This is a genomic window from Leifsonia sp. McL0618 (assembly GCF_049994905.1).
Classification (GTDB): domain Bacteria; phylum Actinomycetota; class Actinomycetes; order Actinomycetales; family Microbacteriaceae; genus Diaminobutyricibacter.
The window spans coordinates 703821-722006 of record NZ_CP188258.1 but is presented as its reverse complement, the minus strand read 5'-3'; the positions used below and the strand labels follow the sequence as shown (position 1 = coordinate 722006).

At 67.1% G+C, this 18186-nt stretch carries 23 protein-coding genes; 10 read left to right on the top strand and 13 right to left on the bottom strand.

Going from position 1 to position 18186, the window contains the following annotated elements:
- The first annotated feature begins 23 nt into the window (after positions 1-23).
- On the top strand, positions 24-1304 hold the full coding sequence (locus ACPPVQ_RS03500; RefSeq protein WP_426518678.1) for an MFS transporter: 1281 nt from the start codon (positions 24-26) through the stop codon (positions 1302-1304).
- Between the two features lie 33 nt (positions 1305-1337).
- Positions 1338-1526 carry a DUF1918 domain-containing protein gene (locus ACPPVQ_RS03495; RefSeq protein ID WP_426518676.1) on the top strand — a complete coding sequence of 63 codons (189 nt, stop codon included), beginning with the start codon at positions 1338-1340 and terminating at the stop codon, positions 1524-1526.
- Positions 1527-1629: 103 nt separating this feature from the next.
- On the opposite strand, the gene ccsB is transcribed toward ACPPVQ_RS03495, so the two are convergent.
- The 5 genes from ccsB to ACPPVQ_RS03470 are packed head-to-tail and all read right to left on the bottom strand — an operon-like array spanning position 1630 to position 6263.
- A complete protein-coding gene (gene ccsB, locus ACPPVQ_RS03490; RefSeq protein WP_426518674.1) occupies positions 1630-2637 on the bottom strand; it encodes a c-type cytochrome biogenesis protein CcsB in 1008 nt (335 codons plus the stop codon).
- 9 nt (positions 2638-2646) lie between these two features.
- Positions 2647-4272: a cytochrome c biogenesis protein ResB gene (gene resB / locus ACPPVQ_RS03485; RefSeq protein ID WP_426518672.1), complete on the bottom strand. Its 1626-nt coding sequence runs from the start codon at positions 4270-4272 to the stop codon at positions 2647-2649.
- The gene (locus ACPPVQ_RS03480) at positions 4256-4996 is read right to left on the bottom strand and encodes a cytochrome c biogenesis CcdA family protein (RefSeq protein WP_426518670.1); all 741 of its coding nucleotides are present in this window, start codon (positions 4994-4996) and stop codon (positions 4256-4258) included. Before ACPPVQ_RS03480 ends, resB begins: the two co-directional genes overlap by 17 nt.
- 2 nt (positions 4997-4998) lie before the next feature.
- The gene (locus ACPPVQ_RS03475; RefSeq protein ID WP_426518668.1) at positions 4999-5613 is read right to left on the bottom strand and encodes a TlpA disulfide reductase family protein; all 615 of its coding nucleotides are present in this window, start codon (positions 5611-5613) and stop codon (positions 4999-5001) included.
- Positions 5613-6263 carry a histidine phosphatase family protein gene (locus ACPPVQ_RS03470; protein ID WP_426518666.1) on the bottom strand — a complete coding sequence of 217 codons (651 nt, stop codon included), beginning with the start codon at positions 6261-6263 and terminating at the stop codon, positions 5613-5615. Before ACPPVQ_RS03470 ends, ACPPVQ_RS03475 begins: the two co-directional genes overlap by 1 nt.
- A gap of 61 nt (positions 6264-6324) precedes the next feature.
- On the opposite strand from ACPPVQ_RS03470, the gene aspS reads away from it, so the two are divergent.
- A complete protein-coding gene (gene aspS, locus ACPPVQ_RS03465; protein ID WP_426518664.1) occupies positions 6325-7659 on the top strand; it encodes an aspartate--tRNA(Asn) ligase in 1335 nt (444 codons plus the stop codon).
- A gap of 1 nt (position 7660) precedes the next feature.
- On the opposite strand, the gene ACPPVQ_RS03460 is transcribed toward aspS, so the two are convergent.
- On the bottom strand, positions 7661-8335 hold the full coding sequence (locus ACPPVQ_RS03460) for a JAB domain-containing protein (protein ID WP_426518662.1): 675 nt from the start codon (positions 8333-8335) through the stop codon (positions 7661-7663).
- A gap of 159 nt (positions 8336-8494) precedes the next feature.
- On the opposite strand from ACPPVQ_RS03460, the gene ACPPVQ_RS03455 reads away from it, so the two are divergent.
- Together ACPPVQ_RS03455 and ACPPVQ_RS03450 are read left to right on the top strand one after the other, a co-directional pair.
- Complete coding sequence (locus ACPPVQ_RS03455; RefSeq protein WP_426518660.1) at positions 8495-9700, top strand: acetyl-CoA C-acetyltransferase; 1206 nt, start codon at positions 8495-8497, stop codon at positions 9698-9700.
- 54 nt (positions 9701-9754) lie between these two features.
- Positions 9755-10378 carry a gamma carbonic anhydrase family protein gene (locus ACPPVQ_RS03450; protein WP_426518658.1) on the top strand — a complete coding sequence of 208 codons (624 nt, stop codon included), beginning with the start codon at positions 9755-9757 and terminating at the stop codon, positions 10376-10378.
- A gap of 30 nt (positions 10379-10408) precedes the next feature.
- On the opposite strand, the gene ACPPVQ_RS03445 is transcribed toward ACPPVQ_RS03450, so the two are convergent.
- On the bottom strand, positions 10409-10789 hold the full coding sequence (locus ACPPVQ_RS03445) for a hypothetical protein (RefSeq protein ID WP_426518656.1): 381 nt from the start codon (positions 10787-10789) through the stop codon (positions 10409-10411).
- Complete coding sequence (locus ACPPVQ_RS03440; RefSeq protein WP_426518654.1) at positions 10767-12335, bottom strand: hypothetical protein; 1569 nt, start codon at positions 12333-12335, stop codon at positions 10767-10769. Before ACPPVQ_RS03440 ends, ACPPVQ_RS03445 begins: the two co-directional genes overlap by 23 nt.
- Positions 12336-12492: 157 nt before the next feature.
- On the opposite strand from ACPPVQ_RS03440, the gene ACPPVQ_RS03435 reads away from it, so the two are divergent.
- The 3 genes from ACPPVQ_RS03435 to ACPPVQ_RS03425 all read left to right on the top strand — a co-directional run bounded on the left by ACPPVQ_RS03435 (position 12493) and on the right by ACPPVQ_RS03425 (position 14415).
- Positions 12493-12891: an SHOCT domain-containing protein gene (locus tag ACPPVQ_RS03435; RefSeq protein WP_426518652.1), complete on the top strand. Its 399-nt coding sequence runs from the start codon at positions 12493-12495 to the stop codon at positions 12889-12891.
- A gap of 78 nt (positions 12892-12969) precedes the next feature.
- On the top strand, positions 12970-13710 hold the full coding sequence (locus ACPPVQ_RS03430) for a GntR family transcriptional regulator (RefSeq protein WP_426518650.1): 741 nt from the start codon (positions 12970-12972) through the stop codon (positions 13708-13710).
- A gap of 3 nt (positions 13711-13713) precedes the next feature.
- Positions 13714-14415, top strand: coding sequence for a GntR family transcriptional regulator (locus ACPPVQ_RS03425; protein ID WP_426518648.1), 702 nt, complete (start codon positions 13714-13716; stop codon positions 14413-14415).
- 50 nt (positions 14416-14465) lie between these two features.
- Here the strand turns inward: ACPPVQ_RS03425 and ACPPVQ_RS03420 are convergent, their stop codons facing one another.
- From ACPPVQ_RS03420 to ACPPVQ_RS03400, 5 genes are all read right to left on the bottom strand, one after another.
- The gene (locus tag ACPPVQ_RS03420; protein WP_426518646.1) at positions 14466-14765 is read right to left on the bottom strand and encodes a Dabb family protein; all 300 of its coding nucleotides are present in this window, start codon (positions 14763-14765) and stop codon (positions 14466-14468) included.
- On the bottom strand, positions 14762-15025 hold the full coding sequence (locus ACPPVQ_RS03415; protein ID WP_426518644.1) for a glutaredoxin family protein: 264 nt from the start codon (positions 15023-15025) through the stop codon (positions 14762-14764). The genes ACPPVQ_RS03420 and ACPPVQ_RS03415 overlap by 4 nt, the downstream gene beginning before the upstream one ends.
- 90 nt (positions 15026-15115) lie before the next feature.
- On the bottom strand, positions 15116-15214 hold the full coding sequence (locus tag ACPPVQ_RS03410) for a 30S ribosomal protein bS22 (RefSeq protein WP_003792170.1): 99 nt from the start codon (positions 15212-15214) through the stop codon (positions 15116-15118).
- A gap of 70 nt (positions 15215-15284) precedes the next feature.
- Positions 15285-15479: a helix-turn-helix domain-containing protein gene (locus ACPPVQ_RS03405; RefSeq protein ID WP_426518641.1), complete on the bottom strand. Its 195-nt coding sequence runs from the start codon at positions 15477-15479 to the stop codon at positions 15285-15287.
- A gap of 62 nt (positions 15480-15541) precedes the next feature.
- Positions 15542-15970, bottom strand: coding sequence for an ArsR/SmtB family transcription factor (locus tag ACPPVQ_RS03400; RefSeq protein ID WP_426518639.1), 429 nt, complete (start codon positions 15968-15970; stop codon positions 15542-15544).
- Positions 15971-16042: 72 nt separating this feature from the next.
- On the opposite strand from ACPPVQ_RS03400, the gene ACPPVQ_RS03395 reads away from it, so the two are divergent.
- Together ACPPVQ_RS03395 and ACPPVQ_RS03390 are read left to right on the top strand one after the other, a co-directional pair.
- Positions 16043-17488, top strand: a complete 1446-nt coding sequence (locus ACPPVQ_RS03395; RefSeq protein ID WP_426518637.1) for a TrkH family potassium uptake protein — start codon at positions 16043-16045, stop codon at positions 17486-17488.
- Positions 17481-18152 carry a potassium channel family protein gene (locus ACPPVQ_RS03390; protein ID WP_426518635.1) on the top strand — a complete coding sequence of 224 codons (672 nt, stop codon included), beginning with the start codon at positions 17481-17483 and terminating at the stop codon, positions 18150-18152. Before ACPPVQ_RS03395 ends, ACPPVQ_RS03390 begins: the two co-directional genes overlap by 8 nt.
- The last annotated feature ends 34 nt before the right edge of the window (positions 18153-18186 follow it).

Here is an 18186-nt window from a genome sequence, read left to right as displayed (position 1 = left end):
CTTTTTCGCAGAAAGGCCGGCACATGGCAGCACTGCTCCCGGTACGCGCGCGGTTCTGGACGGCCGCGGCGGTGGTCGTCATCGCTCTCTGGTCGAGCGGGGCACCTGCTCTCATCTATCCGGTGTACGAACAGGCCTGGGGTCTCACCCCCGCCGTGATCACGGGGATCTTCGCGGTGTACCCGGTCGTTCTCGTCGTCGTGCTCGTCATCTTCGGGGGAATCTCCGACTACATCGGGCGCAGGGCGACGATGCTGATGGGTCTCGGCTCCATCGCCTTCGGCGTGCTGATCTTCGCGGTCGCACCCGATGTCGCATGGCTGTTCATCGGGCGGATCTTCCAGGGCATCGGCGTCGGACTCGCGCTGAGTCCCGCCGGCGCCGCGCTCGTCGAATACGGGCGAAGCGTGTCACGAGCGAGCTCCATCAACACGCTCGCGACCGCCGTCGGCCTCACCATCGCCACCGTTCTCGGCGGCGGGCTGGTGCAGTATGCGCCGTGGCCCCGCGAACTGACGTTCTGGGTCCTCCTGCTCGTGACGGTCGCCCTGGCTACCGCCGTCTACTTCTTGCCGCGCAACGACAGGAGCGCGGCTCCCGGCGCACGCTGGCGACCGAGACCCATCCATGTGCCGCGAGAACTGCGCGGTGTCGTCGTCACCGCCTCGCTCGGTGCCGCGACGAGCTTCGCCGTCGGGGCCGTTCTCATATCGCTCGGCGCGCAGCTGATCAAGGATGTGCTTCACACGAACAACGCGCTCGTCGCCGGGCTCGTCCTCGCCATCAGCGCATTCGTGGGCGGAGTGGTGTCGATAGCGGCCCGCACGATGGCACCGCGCGCCGCCGTCGCTGCCGGAGCACTCATCGGGGCCTTCGCGATCGGCCTCCTCGTCGTCAGTGCCAACCTCTCATCGTTGCCCCTGTTCATCGCGACGTCAGTGATCTTCGGTGCGTCCTACGGAATGCTCTTCCTCGGCAGCGTCGGGCTGATCAACCGTTACGCGCAGCCCGACCACCGGGCCGGCACGTTGTCGGTCGTCTATCTCGTCGCCTATCTGGGGCAGGGCGCCGTCGCGATCACGCTCGGGATGCTCGCCACGGCGCTCGGGCTGGCGCCCGCGCTGTCCATCGTGGGCCCGGTGCTCATCGCCCTGGCCCTCGCAGCCGCGGCATGCGCGATCTTCGCCGGCCGACCGGGACGCGCCCGCACCGAGGATTCGGCTCCGGGCGAGGACGGCGACCGATTGGGCCAGGTCCAGCCTGTCGGCCACGGGAGCCTTCCGGACGCTGACGGCCGAGCGTAGCCTGAGAGGTGTCGTCGAAGGAGATGATGGGACATGCAGGCATCGGTGGGCGACCGGCTCGTCATCCACGGCAAAACCGTTGAAAGCCCGGACCGGTCCGGCGAAGTGAAAGAAGTGCACGGCGCGGACGGCGGTCCGCCGTATCTCGTGCGGTTCGATGACGGCCACGAGACGCTGGTCTACCCGGGAACCGACACGGTCATCCAGCACCACGACGCGTAGCGCGGCGGGTTGGTCCGTCCCGCGCGCAGGTTGTGAACCGGTGCACAGGTTGCAGCGCATGCTCGTGTTCAGAGGGTGTGCACGGGCCGCCCCGCGGGCGGGATCAGAGTCCCGAGTACGCGTGCAGTCCGTGGAAGAAGACGTTGACGACGCCGAAGTTGAACATCACGGCGGAGAATCCGATGATCGCCAGCCAGGCCGACCGGGAGCCGCGCCATCCGCGGGTGGCGCGCGCGTGGATGTACCCCGCGTAGATCACCCAGATGATGAAGGTCCAGACCTCTTTGGTGTCCCAGCCCCAGTAGCGGCCCCACGCCTTCTCGGCCCAGATGGCTCCCGCGATCAGCGTGAAGGTCCAGAAGATGAAGCCGACGATGTTGACCCGGTACGCCAGGTTCTCGAGCGTCTGCGATCCCGGCATTGTGGCCAGAAAGCGGAACTGCTGTGGCTTCGACTCTGCGACCTGGTGCTCGCGACGTACTTGCAGCAACTGCAGCCCGGAGAGTGCGAAGCCGAGTGCGAAGAATGCCGTGCCGAGAATGGCCACCATGATGTGGATGACCAGCCAGTACGACTGGAGGGCCGGGGGCAGCGGCACGACAGGAACGTAGTAGCGCACCGTCGCGATCATCAACAGGATGCACACCAGGCCGAGCACGAAGGTGCCGAGGTACTTCAGGTCGAAGCGCAGGTTCACCAGCAGGAAGACCCCGACGATGACCAGGGTGCCCGTCATCGAGAATTCCCACATGTTCGCCCACGGGACCCGGCCGGCTGCAACACCGCGGAAGATGTCCGCAGCGAGGTGGAAGACGAAGCCGAGGATCGTGAGCGCGAACGCGACCCGCATGCTCGTCGAGGTCTCGCCGCCGCGATGCACTTCGTCTTCGACGCGGGTGCTGATGCGGGTCAGGGTCGTGGTCGACCCGCCACTCGACTCCTGCGCGGCCGCTTCCGCGCGGCTCGCCACGGCGCTCGGCAGCTCCGCCGGAACCGTCGCTCGGGCGCCGCGCCGGGCCAGGTCGAGCGCGAACGCCACGAAGGCGAGCGCGTAGATGCCCATTGCGGAGTAGATGCAGAGTGTGGAGAGCTGAGCCAGGGTGTCAGTCACGGTGTAAGCCTAAGTGTTTTCGGGTGTGGTGAGCGAAGCGATGTGTCGATCGGCCAGCGTGTTCACTGCGGCGCCGAGATTGGGGTCGTCGCCACGTGCAAGTCCTGCGTATTCGAGGGTGAGCGACCCGTCGTCGCCGCGGATCGCCTTGACCCAGACACGCCGTCGAGGAACGAAGAGCGACGTCAGCAGACCGGCGAGCACGAGGATCGCGAAAAGGAGCACCCAGCCCTGGGTCGGATCATGGTGGACGTCGAGCGTCGCAAAGCGCTTGACATCGTCGAGGCTGACACTGCCGAGCCCGTTCGGCAGCTGCACGGTCTCGCCCGGGGCGAGTTCGAGCGCCTTGAATTTCGCGCCGGGGCCGGTCAGCTGCACGAGCTTGTCGGTGTCGAGGTTGTACACCGACTGCGGCACCCCCGAGTTCACACCGAGGTCACCCTGGTACACGTTCAGGGTCAGGAGCGGGTTGTTGAGCCCCGGGAAGGTGGACGCGAAAGCGCCGGCCGCCGTCTGGCTGGCTCCCTTGGTCGGGTAGAAGAACCCGATCATCCCGAGCTGTTTCGCCAGCCCGTCCGGCACTTTGATGACGCCGAGCGATGTGAGGTTCGGGTCCTGCGGCAGGAACGGCACGGAGTCCTGGAACACGATCGTGCCGTCAGGGTCGCGTACGGTGATCGTCGGCGCGTAGCCGTTCCCGAGGAGGTAGACCTGCGTTCCGCCGATCTCGAGGGGATCGTTCACCTTGATCGTCGTGGTTGCGGATGACGACCCCGGCTGGGTTGTCGTGACGTGCGCCGTGTAGTCGATGGGCTCGCCCATCGCATTCGCGTTCTTCGTCTCGTAGGCGACGTCGAGACTGTCGACGCGGATCGAGTACGGCTGGAGCGACGTGTCGGTGAAGAAGCGCCCCGGGTTGAACGTGTTGTACGACGGGAGGCTGTTCACAAAGCTCTGCCCGACCACGACGACCTTCTGGCCGTTGTAGCCGAAGCCGCCTCCGAGGCCCACTGCGAGGAGGATTCCCACGAGTGCCGAGTGGAAGACGAGGTTGCCGGTCTCGCGCAGGTAGCCGCGTTCGGCCGAGACCGACGTCGAGCGCGCATCCTCGAAGAGCGCGACGCGATACCCGCCTTTGCGCAGGAGGTCGCGTGCGGCGGCGATCGGCTCCGCGGCCGACGCAGCCTGCTCGCCGGTGAGGGTGCGACTCTGGAAGCCGGCCATCCTGGAGAGGCGCACCGGCGTGCGCGGTGGCTTGGCCCGCAGCGCATCGAAGTGGTGTTTCGTGCGCGGGATGACGCATCCGACCAGCGAAGCGAACAGGAGCAGGTAGATGGCTGAGAACCACACCGACGTGTAGACGTCGAAGGCCTGCAGTTTGTCCAGGAACGGCGCGATGTCGGGGTGCGCCTGGAAGTACTGGGTCACTCCGTTGGGGTCGGAGCTGCGCTGCGGCACGAGGGAACCGGGGACGGCCGCGATCGCCAGCAGCAAAAGAAGGAACAGCGCGGTGCGCATGCTCGTCAGCTGGCGCCAGAACCAGCGAAGCCAGCCGGCGAACCCCAGATTCGGCTGGTTGATGTCGGTTTCCTGCGGCGGCGCCGCAGAGTCGATGTGATCAGATGGCCGGCTCAAAACCAGTGATCACCGCCAGGAATTGGGACATGATGAGGCTCCACAGCCCGGTGACCATGAGGACACCGATGACGATGAGCAGTACACCGCCGATGATGTTGATGGCACGGATATGCCGTTTGAGGAATGCGACCGAGGACGCGACCCACTCGTAGCCGAGTGCGACGAGCAGGAACGGGACTCCCAGTCCGATGCAGTAGAAGAGGCCGAGCAGGGCGCCGCGCCACGGCGAACCGCTTCCGACGCTGAGCGCGTTGATCGCGATGAGTGTCGGGCCGAAACACGGCGTCCATCCGATGCCGAAGACGATCCCGAGCACCGGTGCGCCGATGAGCCCGGTCGCCGGGCGCCAGTTCGGCTTGATGGTCTTCTGCAGGAACGAGAACCGGCCGACGAAGACGAGCCCCATCACGATGACCACGACACCGAGTACCCGCACGACGATGTCCTGCCAGCGGATCAGCCAGGAACCGAGGGCGCCGAAGGCCGCGCCGTAGGCGATGAAGACGATCGCGAAACCGAGAACGAAGAGTGCGACGCCCGTGAGCAGACGCGCGCGGTCACGTTTCTCGCCAGGCTCGCTGAAGCCGCCGACGTACGCCAGATAACCGGGCACGAGCGGCAGGATGCACGGGGACGCGAACGACACGAGCCCGGCGAGCAGCGCGATCGGCAGCGCCAGCAGAAGCTGCCCGCTGAAGACGATCTGTCCGATTCCGCTCACGTTCAGTCGGTCTCGGCGAGCGTGGAGCTGATGATGGTGTCGAGGATGCTGCGGTCGGGGAGCGCCCCGAGGATGCGGGCTGCGACACGGCCCTTCTTGTCGATCACGAGCGTCGTCGGTGTTGCTTTCGGCGGGACAGTGCCGCTGAAGGCGAGCAGCACCGAGCCCGTGTCACGATCGAGCACCGACGGATAGGTCACGTCGTGGTCTTTCGCGAAGCCGAGCACCGTGCTGGCGGAGTCGTAGAGGTTGACTCCGAGAAAGCTGACCTGCTTCGGCTGGTATTTCTTGTACAGGGTTTCGAGATCGGGGGCTTCGACCCGGCACGGAGGGCAGCCCGCGTACCAGAAGTTCACGACGAGCACCTTGCCGGCGTAGTCCTTGGACGACACCGCGTCGCCGTGTTCGGTCTTTCCGGCAAAGTCGATCGAGGGACCCCGGTGGTCGAGGGCGATCTCGGTGATGGACCCGTCGCCGGCGATGTAGTTCTGGCCGGTGCCCGCACGGTACTGCGCGGCGAGGCTGTCTGTGGTGCAACCGGTGAGGAGCAGCGCGGCAACGGCGACTGCGGCCGCCGGCGCGATGATGCGGAGCCTGCGGTTCGTGTGTGAGCGCATCAGACCGCCCCGACATCCGTCGCGAGGCCCTGCAGCACGCGTGCCGGCTCGACGTATCCGACTTCGACCAGGGTGGTCTTGCCGTCGTCGCCCAGGCGCTGTTCGATCGTCGTGATGCTCGACAGGGAGCAGCGGCGCTTGCGGGGATCGTGGGGGAACCGCTCGCCTGCGAGCGCGAGGTGGGTGACCCAGATCGGCAGCTGGTGGCTGACCAGCACCACATCGCCCGAGTCGACCGACAGGAATGCTGCGTCGAGCGCGGCACGCATGCGCAGGACGATGCTCGCGTACGGCTCGCCCCAGCTGGGCCTCAACGGGTTCACGACGTACGGCCAGTTGCGCGGCTTGCGGAGCGCGCGCTTCATCACGGTGCCCTCGAAGTGGTTCGTTGGCTCGATGATGCGGTCTTCGATATCGACGGGGAGGCCGAATGCGACCGCGATCGGTTTGGCCGATTCGCGTGTGCGCTGCAGGGGGGATGCGAAGATCGCCGAGATGGCGCGGTCGCGTTCCACCAGGTCGTCGGCGGCGGCCTGGGCCATACGGTGACCGAGTTTGGAGAGGCCGAAGCCCGACATCCTGCCGTACAGGATGCCATCGGGATTGAACACCTCTCCGTGTCGGACGAGATGAACCTGGCTTGCTACCACGACCCCAGTCTACGGAGGGCTTTCCCTTGAATTCGCCGGGAACGGCCGGGCGGTAGGCTTGATGGCTGTGACCGCACGCGTTTTGATCAAGAACTTGTCCGCCCTTCCCGACGGACCCGTCACCGTTGCGGGGTGGGTCGATACTGTGCGGGACCAGAAAAAGGTGCAGTTCGTCGTGCTTCGCGACGAGTCCGGCGCCGTTCAGCTGGTGAACCCGCGTACGACGGATGCCGACGGTGCCGTGGTCGCCGACGAACCCGCCACGACCATCTCCGGCCTCTCGCAGGGCACCTTCGTCGTCGCCAGCGGCGAGCTCAAGCACGATGAGCGCGTCAAGCTCGGTGGCATCGAGATCAAGCTCTCGTCGCTGGTCGTCGAGACGGCTTCGGTGCCCGAGACGCCGATCGCCGCCGACAGCGGCATCGACAAGCGCATGGACTGGCGTTTCCTCGACCTGCGCGAGCCGAAGCACCTCTTGATCTTTCGCATCCAGACGACTTTCGAGCACGCGATGCGCCAGTACTGGGTCGCCAACGACTTCATCGAGCTCCACACCCCCAAGCTGATGGCGAGCGCCAGCGAGTCGCGCGCCGAGCTCTTCGAGGTCGGGTATTTCGAGACCAAGGCGTACCTCGCGCAGAGCCCGCAGTTCTTCAAGCAGATGGCGCAGTCGGCCGGATTCGGCAAGATCTTCGAGGTCGGGCCTGCGTTCCGCGCCGACCCCAGCTTCACGAGCCGCCACGCGACGGAGTTCACCAGCGTCGACAGCGAGATCAGCTGGATCGACAGCCACGAAGACGTCATGAAGCTGCACGAAGACCTCATCGTGGCGGGCTTCACCGCCGTCAAAGAGAAGCACGGTGAGCAGATCAGGGAGCTCTTCGGCGTGGAGGTCGTAGTTCCGGCAACTCCGTTCCCCCGCATTCCCCTCGCCGAGGCGAAGCGCATCGTCGCCGAGCGCGGCTATGAGGTGCCGCGGCACGACGACGACATGGACCCCGAGGGCGAGCGCCAGATCTCTGCGTATGTGAAGGAGGTCTTCGACCACGAGTTCGTCTTTCTGACCGACTACGCCTCGAGCATCCGGCCGTTCTACCACATGCGCCATGCAGACGACGTGACGCTGACGAACAGCTACGACCTCATCTTCAACGGCGTGGAGATCTCCACGGGGGCACAGCGCGAACACCGCATCGAGATTCTCGAGGCGCAGGCTCGCGAGAAGGGGCTGGACCCCGAGGAGCTCGAGTTCTACCTCGACTTCTTCCGCTACGGAGTGCCGCCTCACGGCGGATTCGGAATGGGACTCGCCCGCGTGCTGATGCTGATGCTGCACCTGTCGAACCTGCGCGAGACGACGTACCTCTTCCGCGGACCGACCCGCCTTCTTCCCTAGTTCAGAGGCGCATCCATTCCGAGCCCGCGACGAGGATGTGCCCAAGGAACCGGAGGCCGATGGTCGCGGCTCCCGCTCCGAGCCGCCTGGTGACAGCCATATCGGCGACGCTCGGCTCGAGCGCCCCGTTCGGATGGTTGTGAGCGACGGCGAAGGACCTGCCGCCTCTCGTGAGCACGGACTGCAGGACTTCGCTCGGCTCGACCTGCACGGGAATGTCTCCGCCGTCGCGCACGAAGACGACCTCGAGCGGACGCAGTGCGCGGTCGGCGACCACCACGACGAAACGCTCGGTCGAGCGATGAGCGAGTTCTGGCAGGACGATCCGGGATGTCGCCTCGTCATCGACGAGCGGCGACCACGCCGACGTCGTGCCGGCGCGTCGCCAGATTTCAAGGGTCGCCGTAAGCCTGCCGGCCATTGCGGGTCCGATTCCCGGCAGCCGTTCGAGGCGGGTGACGTCCATGGCTGCGAGCCCACTGAAGCCACCGGTCTGCCGCAGGATCGAACGCGCGGTCGCGAGCACGCTGCGGCCAGGTTGCCCGGTGCCGAGCACCAGCGCGAGGATCTCTTCGTCGGTGAGCACTCCCGGGCCGAGCCGGCGCAGCCTCTCACGAGGCCGGTCATGGGGCGGAACGGCATCGAGCGGCTCATTATCTTCCTCCTCGTCGAACATCCCTCCACGCTAGGAGGGCGTCGCGCGAGGCAGTGATCCCGACTGAAATCTGTGGACAAACTGACCTGTGGATGAGTTGGCGTGCGACGCACTCCCGGGTGTGAGATCGTGGAAGGGTGCGGCCACGAGCCGCCGTTCCAGGCCACGAAGGAGTCGCCCATGACCGCCAACACTGACGTCGTCATCCTGTCCGCTGCACGCACACCGCAGGGCAAGATCACAGGCGGCCTCTCCTCGCTCCGTGCTGTCGACCTCGGCGCCATCGCCGTGCGGGCCGCGCTCGAACGGCTCGGAACCGGTGGCGCAGGCGCGATCGGCGCCGCCGATGTCGACGCGCTCATCTTCGGCCACGTGCTCCAGGCCGGGGCCGGCCAGAATCCCGCCCGCCAGACCTCGATCGCCGCAGGACTCGGCTGGCAGGTTCCGACGGTCACCATCAACAAGGTATGCCTCTCCGGGCTCGCGGCGATCATCGACGCAGCACGGCTCATCCGGTCCGGCGAGGCCGAGGTCGTCGTCGCAGGGGGCCAGGAGTCGATGACGAACGCCCCGCACGTCCTTCCCGGCTCCCGCCTGGGGTGGTCGTACGGTTCGATCACCGCGCTGGACTCCGCCGCGCACGACGGCCTCACCGACGCATTCGACGGCGACTCGATGGGCGCATCCACCGAGCGGTACACGTCGAAGCTCGGCCTGACCCGCGAAGCGCAGGACGAGTTCTCGGCCGCGTCCCACCGGCGAGCAGGTGCGGCGGCGGCCTCCGGCATCTTCGCCGCAGAGATCGCTCCCGTCGTCATCCCCCAGCGCAAGGGCGATCCGGTCGTCATCGACGCCGACGAAGGCGTGCGTCCTGACTCGACGGCCGACGTGCTCGGCCGGCTCCGCCCGAGCTTCGCCGACGACGGCACGCTGACCGCGGGCAACTCGTCGCCGCTCAGCGACGGAGCCGCAGCGGTGGTGCTGACCAGCAGGGAGAACGCCGAGCGGCGGGGGCTCCCGTGGCTGGCAGTCCTCGGGGCGAACGCGCAGGTGGCGGGCCCGGACAATTCGCTGCACTCGCAACCGTCCCACGCGATCGCCGCAGCGTTGGCGAAGGCGGGACTGACCACATCCGACCTCGACTTCGTCGAGATCAACGAGGCGTTCGCCGCCGTCGCGCTCCAGTCCATGGCCGACCTCGGGCTCGACCACGAAGTGGTCAACATCCACGGTGGGGCTATTGCACTCGGTCACCCGATCGGCGCATCCGGAGCCCGTCTCGTCGTCCACGCGGCGCACGAGCTGAACCGCCGTGGATCCGGCCGTGCGGCCGTCGCACTCTGCGGAGGCGGAGGCCAGGGCGATGCGCTCATCCTCAGCCGCTGACCGGGGTCGACGCGACCCCGCAGCACCAGCCTGACCTCGCGATACGGTGACCGCATGGAGATCGAACACAGAGGGGCGCGTCCGCGGGTCCACCCCACGGCGTATGTCGCTCCGACCGCAGTCCTGAGCGGCGACGTCGAGATCGGGCCGCACTGCCGCATCCTGTTCGGAGCCGTCCTCACCGACGAGGGCGGCCCGATCCGGCTGGGCGAGTACGTCATCGTGATGGAGAACGCGGTCATCCGCTCCACGCGGCAGAATCCGGTGAGCATCGGAGACCACTCCCTCATCGGGCCTCACACCTACGTCGTGGGAGCCACGATCGACAGCGAGGTCTTCGTCGCCACCGGCGCCCGGGTCTTCAACGGTGCGCACCTCGGCACCGGCTCAGAAGTGCGCATCGACGCCATCGTGCACCTCCGCACCTCACTTCCCGACGACGCAACCGTGCCGATCGGCTGGGTGGCTGTCGGCGACCCGGCGCGAATCCTCCCTCCTGACCAGCACGAGCAGATCTGGGAACTGCAGCGCCCCCTCGACTTCGCGGGATACGTGTTCGGGATCGACCCGATGGCCATCGATCGCCCGTTCATGGTGGAACTCACCGAGCGCTACGCACGCTCGCTGCACAGTCATGGCGGAGACGCGATGATCGACGACGACACGGCGTCGATCTGACGAGCGCGAAAACGGAACGGACTGCAGCGGTCAGCGTGTGCGAACGGGCTGGAACGCGTTCGGCGGATAGTAGGTGACGGTCGACGCCCATCCGTCGGGCAGCAGCACGGGAAGGAACTCGCGTTCCGCTTCCGCGGTGTCGAAGGCGACGTCGATCACTTCGCGCCACCGGCCGTCGGGCATCCGCTGTACCGTCGCCTCCCAGGTGACGCCGGGTGTCTCCTTGGCCTGGAGCCGAAAGTGGAGGCCGACCGCGCGGCGCCGTTTCAGCAGGGACAGGAGCCCGCGGTAGACGGCGAACCGCTCCACTTGCGTGAACCACGGCCTCAGGCTGCGCACGAGCACGTCGGCGTTCCACAGGATGGTCGTGGCGAATCCGGCGCGTGACTCATAGATGTCGACCGCGATCACGCCGGGCAGGCGCCGGAGGGTCGTGCGCAGGCTCCCCCGCGTGATCCCTTCCTCGACCGTGCTGTGCAGATAGAACGGCACGGACGACTGCACCGCATACGCGCCTTCGCGCAGCACCGCATAGTCGACGAGGCGCTGGCCCGGTCCGAAGAACGCACTCAGCTCGCCGAGCGCTTCGGCGACCTGCGGCCCCGGCGGGTCCGCCTCGACCACTCCAGCCGTATCGGCGTACGCCGTCGACTGGTGCAGGACTCCCAGCCGGAACCCTCCCGGCAGCGGCGGACCCGCCTTCACGGTGAGCCACGCCGGAGTCGCGGCGCCGGCCCCGCCACCATCGACCGGGTTCTCCCGCCCCTCGAATGCGCGGAACGATGTCGAGCACGTGCTCGAGCGCCAGCACGCGGATGCCGTCGGGGACGACCACCCGGCCGAGCGGCGCACCGGCCGTCACGAGATGCGTCACGTTGAACCCGTGTCTGGCCGCCCGCGTCGCGACCTGTGCGGCCACCATTCCCCCGAGGCTGAAGCCGGCGAGCATGACGGGCTCGCCCGCCGCAATGCCGGCGAACGACATGGCCGCTATCGCAGCGCGGGTCATGGTCGGCTCGCGTTCCGCGCCGATGACCAGGTCTGCGGTGAGATCGTTCGGCGCGACGCCGGCCCGGGGATGCCACGACTTGGTGCTCGGGAACTGCACGAGCCAGTGCCGGATGCCATCTGCCGTCACGCGCGACGAGATGCGGACGACGCCGACCTCGTTGCGATCGTCGAGATCGGGGTCGCACATGTCGTCGATCTCCCGCTGGCTGACGAGCAGGTCGCGATAGCCCGTGATCTGCCTGCGCCGCATCGCGCCCGCCGCGAGGCCCGGAAACCCGAGCGGGTCGGGGTAGGCGCCGAGCTGCAGCCCGAGCTGGTCGGCCGTCGCGTCGTGCAGGCCGGGCGACGGGACGTAGTCGACCGGCGCATCCGGATCACGCCACCAGCGCACGAAGTCGGCGATCTGGGGAAACGCGACGACGAGGAAGTCGTCGAGCGTCTGCACCGCAGGGTCGTGCCCGTCGATCAGCCAGCCGCGGCGCCGACCCAGACCGACCGCCTTCGCGAGGATCCCCCGGAGCGTGAAGACCGCGAAGTACGGCCGCGCCCGCCAGCGCGGTGCGATGGTGCCCGCCACTGTCGCCACGAGCGCGAGCGGCCCGAGCAGGAAGCCGGCAAGCCGGGCGGCCGCACCGACGAGACGCGGAGCTCCGCTCAGGTAGGACGAGCTGAAGACGTCTGACCGGTTGCGCCGCGACACCGGGGGCGGGACCACGAACGGATACTCGACCCGGCGCATCCGCTGCCCTGCGAACCAGATCCAGGCCCAGACGTAGCCGACCAGCCAGATCGCCAGCCAGACGAGCCAGACGACGACAGCGAGGACGACCAGAACGATGCCGGCTGCGAGCGCGAGCACGGCGCCGACGATCACGCCCGCGACCATCAGAATCCACCCGAACACCCCGCGCCCCGCCCACACCCGGGGCGGAAGCTGGGCGGTCATGGCGTCAGCCTACCCCGGCATGTGGCCTCGACCCGTGGCGCCCACCATCGCGACGCTCCGTGTCGACAGATAGCCCTGTCGGTGGCGTGCCCTGACGCGCTAACTTGTCCATACGAGGCGGCCAGGGTGGTGCGCCGACCGTCGAAAGGACGATCACATGAACAACTTCTGGAACATCGTCTGGATCTTCTTCTGGAGCTTCGCGTTCGTCGCGTACCTGTTCGCGTTGTTCGCGATCATCGGCGACCTGTTCCGCGACCACAAGCTGAGCGGGTGGTGGAAGGCGGTCTGGATCATCTTCCTGGTCTTCGCGCCGTTCATCACCGCCCTCGTCTACCTGGTCGCCCGTGGGCGGGGGATGGCCGAGCGCCAGGCCGAAGCGGCCGGCCAGGCCCGCGCCCAGGTCGACGACCACATCCGCGCCGTCGCCACGACCTCGCCCGCCGAGGACATCGCCAAGGCGAAGCAGCTGCTCGACACCGGAGTGATCTCCCAGGGCGAGTTCGACGCCCTCAAGGCGAAGGCACTCGGCAGCAACCTCTACACCCAGTCGTAGCCACCGGAGATCCGGCCCTGACCTCGGCTCCGGGCGAGGTCAGGGGCCGTCCGCAAGGCCCGGCTGTAATATGCATGTATGCCTGTGCCCACGACCGAGAGCGTCACACCGCGCAGGCTCATCCGCGACGAAGTCTTTCTGCGCCTGCTCGACGCGATCGTCGACGGCGATCTCGCGCCCGGCGAGCAACTGCACGACTCGGAGATCGAAGAATGGGTCGGGGTCTCGCGAACCCCGGTGCGTGAAGCACTCAACCAGCTCGCCGCAATGGGGCTGGTCGAGGTGCTCCCCCAGAAGCGCACGCGCGTGGCGCCGATCGACATCCCGCGGCTGCGGGCCCTCATCGAAACGCTTGGCGCGATCTATGTCAGCGTCGTGCGCGACACCGTACCGCTGCTGACGGCGGGCGACCTCGCGGAACTCGACGAGTTCGCTGAACGCGCCGAAGCGGATGCGCGCAACGGTGTCTCCGACGACGTGCGCCAATCCCACCTCACCGACTCGCTCCTGAACATCTACGTCAGGCGGCTCGACAACAAGACCATCGCGCGGCTGTCGACCAGGCACGTGCCCGAACTCAGCCGGGCCTTGAAGGCCACGCCGTCGTTGCGGGGTTTCGAGCTCGGCGCTCCCATCATCCGTGAGATCGTCGCCGCTTCACACCGTGGTGATCCGGATGCCGCGGCCGACGGGGTCAGGCGCTACTGGGATATCGCGCTCACCGCGCTCGTTGACGACCTGGCCGACACCGTCGACGACCGCGACGCAGGCTCTGACACCGACGCCCGTGCCGGCGCTGCGGCGCAGAAGGCGGGCTGAGGCATGCCGCTGCCCACCAAGCACTCCCGTCCGGTCGAGCGCCGGCTGCTGCGCGACGTCGTCTACGAGCGCATCTACACGGCGATCATCGACGGAACGCTCGAGCCCGGCGAAGTGCTCCTCGACGAGAAACTGACCGCGTGGCTGGGCGTCTCGCGCACGCCCGTCCGCGAAGCGCTCATGAAACTGGCCGACATCGGCCTCGTCGAACTCGCACCCAACCGGTACACCCGGGTCGCGCCGATCGACCTCCGCGCGATCGACGAGGCGATCTATGCGACCGGGATCCTCGCCGAGTACGCGGCACGCACATCCGTCGCTTCTATGGATGCCGCGGCGATCGGCCGTCTGCAACAGCACAGCAAGACCGCGACGAAGCTCGCCAAATCGGGCGACCTGCCCGGACTCGGCGCTGCCCTGCGCGACTTCTTCATCGAGTTCGAACGATCGACCGACAATACGGTGCTGCTCACGGCCGCCGAAGGGCTGAGCCCACAGTTGCTGCGGTATGTCACGGTCTGGCAGATGCCGTTCGAGATCGCCGACGTCGCATCGGCGGTCGCTGAAATCGCGGCGGCGGCGAAAGCCCGCGACGGCGAACGGACCGCCGAGCTCATCCGGGCCCTCTACGCGCCGGCGCGCGAGACGTTCATCCGGGACTACCGGCGCACCGACGCCGAGATCGACGCGCGCCCGGTCGTCTGACGCGCTGCGCGCTGCGCGCTGGAGCTATGGCGATTGCATCGCAATCGAGGTCAGACGAGAAAGTCGACCGCCGAGCGATCCCCGACCACAGTGCGGATGTACGCGGCGACCTTCTGGTGCTCCGGATGCTCCTGGTAGCGCTGCAGCGCAGCCTCATCCTCGTAGTCCGCGATCAGCACGAGGTGGAAATTCGATCCGGGATTCAGCACGTTCACACCGACCTCGAGATTCCGGATCTCCGGAATGGACGCCGGAAGCGACCGCAGACCGCGCGCCATCGTCTCAGCCTGCTCGGCGCGCTCGGCGACATCCGTCGCAGCGAGTTTCCACGTGACGACGTGGCGGATCATGATGCCTCCAGAAGAGCGGTACGGAGTCGCGCCGGGTCGACGCGCCAGTAGGTGTGAATGCGGCCGTCGATCAGGACGACGGGAATCTCGTCGGCATAGCGTTCGAGCAGCTGCGCGTCGTCGAGGATCGACCGCTCTGAGAGCGAGACCAGCGCGGACCCGTCGGGCAGGGCCGCGACAACCGAGCGGATGACATCGCGGGCGTCATCGCAGAGATGACAGCCGGGCTTGCCGATCAGGGTCAGGTCGACTGTGGGCACGAGTTCAGCTTAGTAAGCAAAAAGCGCCGGAACCCGAAGGGTCCGACGCTCTCGACCAGTACAGCGACGAGGAAAAGCCCTCGCGAAGCTCTACTTCTTGTTGCGACGCTGGTGGCGCGTCTTGCGAAGCAGCTTGCGGTGCTTCTTCTTCGCCATACGCTTGCGGCGCTTCTTGATTACGGAACCCACAAAGACCTCACAAAGAATAGGGGGTTTGCCGCGGGTTTCGCGGCGACACAAGGGCCAAGTCTAGCGGAACCTAGGCGGTCTCGGCGACGTGGTTCTCCAGGGCATGCGTGACGGCCGACTCCGGGACCCGGAACGACCGCCCGAAACGGATCGCCGGAAGCTCCCCGGAGTGCACGAGCCGGTACACGGTCATACGTGAAACGCGCATCATGTCGGCGACCTCGGCAACAGTCAGGAAGCGCACGTCAGAAAGATCGGCAGCCATCTCGAATGGTCCTTTGCGTTTCGGGTACGCGCAATGTTACTCGTGTGACGCAAGTAATGAACCTATTCGCGGCGCCACTTTCGGGGCGTGACCTTCTCGACCGCCGTGGTCACCCGATGGCTCGTGTCGGCGAGGACCTTGCCGACCGACCCGGCGAACTCACGCGTCTCCTGGGCGAGCGCTTCGCTGGCCCCGAGCTCCTCGAAATCGGAGGAGAGGAACGGGATCACCCAATCCTCGACATCTTCGAGCGGACCCGAGGCGAGCTGGTAGTAGCGATGCTGGCCCTCCTCGCGCACCTTCACGAGCCCGGCATCCCGCAGCACCTTCAGGTGCTTCGACACGGTCGGCTGGCTCAGCTCGAGCTTCGCGACGATCTCGGAGACGCTGATCTCTCCGGAATGATGCACGTCGTCGACGTATCGGTCGAGCAGGACGCGGAGGATCTCGCGTCGGGTCGCGTCTGCGATCACGTCAAAGATGTCGGCCATGGGTCAAGGGTAGTCACTTCCCGCGCCGGAGTACCATGACAAGCTGTTGCCTGTCGCGGGGAGGAGCAACGGATGAACGCAGCCCGGGTTTCGCGCCTCACGCCGACCACCTGGACCGGACGGGCCAGAGACGCGGTCAACGGTTTCGCGGGCCGCAGCCCGTCACGGTTCGCGATCGTCGTCTTCGTGGCGCTGATCCTCGTGTTCACGCTCCTGTTCTCCCTGCCGATCGCGAGTGTCGAAGGAAGCGCGACGCCCCTCGCAGACGCCCTGTTCACGGCGGTGTCCGTCATCTGCGTCACGGGGCTCTCCACCGTGAACATGGCCACTCACTGGTCGGGGTTCGGCCACGTGCTCGTCTATGTCGGCGTGCAGATCGGCGCGGTCGGCGTGCTGACCATGGCATCCATTCTCGGGCTCGTGATCTCGCGCAGGCTCGGACTCCGCGCCAGGCTCATGGCGGCCAGCGATTCCAACCAGCTGCGGATCCACAGCGGCCCCGTCGCCGAAGGACAGGCGGTGCGGCTGGGCGAGATCGGCAACCTTCTCGTGACGATCGCGGCGAGCATGGTCGTCATCGAAGCGATCGTCGCGGCGCTGCTGTTTCCCCGGATGCTGCTGGCGGGCATCCCTGCCGGCGAGTCCGCCCTCAACAGCCTCTACTACTCGGCCATGGCCTTCACCAACACGGGGTTCACCCCCAACGCCGAAGGGCTGGCGCCTTTCGCCGAGGACTACTGGTTCCTCGGTGCGCTGATGATCGGCGTCTTCCTCGGTGCGATCGGGTTTCCCGTGATCTACGCGATCGCCCGGAACCTGCGGCGCGGCACCCGCGGGCGCCGGCGGTGGTCGCTGCACCTGCGGCTGACCCTGTGGATGATGGTCATCCTGCTGGTCTCCGGCGCCGTGCTGTACATCATCCTCGAATCCGGCAACCCGAAGACCTTCGGCGGCCTCGACCCCGGGCACACGATCTTCCAGTCGTTCTTCCTGTCGACGATGGCCCGCTCCGGAGGGTTCGCCACCATCGACATCAGCAAATTGAACGGGTCGAGCCTGCTCGTCACCGACATGCTCATGTTCATCGGCGGCGGCTCGGCGTCCACCGCCGGCGGAATCAAAGTCACGACGCTCGCCGTGCTCTTCCTCGCCGCGCTGGCCGAGGCGCGCGGTGTCGAATCGATGGATGCGTTCCGCCGCCGCATCCCCGGCGACGTGCTGCGGCTCTCGGTCGCCATCGTGCTCTGGGGCGCGACGACCGTGGCCGTGTCGAGCATCGTCATCCTGCAGATCACCAAGGCGCCCCTCGATCACGTGCTCTTCGACGTCATCTCGGCGTTCGCCACGTGCGGGCTCTCGACCGGGCTGACCGAGAAGCTCCCTGACGTCGGCATCTACGTGATGGCGACGACGATGTTCCTCGGGCGCGTTGGTACAGTGACACTCGCGGCCGCCCTGGCGCAAAGCCAGCGGCGTCAGCTGTTCCAGCGTCCAGAAGAGAGGCCCCTCGTTGGTTGACCGGATCAGGCATGACGCCCCCGTCCTCGTGATCGGTCTCGGGCGGTTCGGCGCTTCGACGGCACAGCAGCTCGATCGGCTCGACCGCCAGGTGCTCGCCATCGACTCGGACGCCGTGCTCGTGCAGGAATGGGCCGAGCGGGTCACCCACGCGGTGCAGGCCGACGCGAAGTCGATCGACGCACTGCGGCAGATCGGGGCGCAGGACTTCTCCGTCGCCGTGGTCGCGGTGGGGTCGTCCGTCGAAGCGAGCGTGCTCATCACGGCCAACCTCGTCGACCTGAAGATCCCGCAGATCTGGGCGAAAGCGATCTCGCAGTCGCACGGCACGATCCTCGAACGCATCGGCGCCAACCATGTGATCTACCCCGAGGCCGAAGCCGGGGAACGGGTCGCCCACCTCGTCTCGGGGCGGATGCTCGACTTCATCGAATTCGACGACGATTTCGCGCTCGTGAAGATGTACCCGCCGAAGCCGATCCGCGGGGTGCCCCTCTCGGAGTCGGCGGTGCGGCGCAAACACAACATCACGGTGGTCGGGGTCAAGGGTCCGGGCAAGCCGTTCACGTATGCGACCGCGGACACCGTCGTCTCCGATCACGACCTCATCATCGTGTCCGGCGCATCCGGCGACATCGAGCGCTTCGCCGCCCTCGACGCCTAGCGCTCCTTCTTCCCTTCGCCCGACTTCGCCGAGC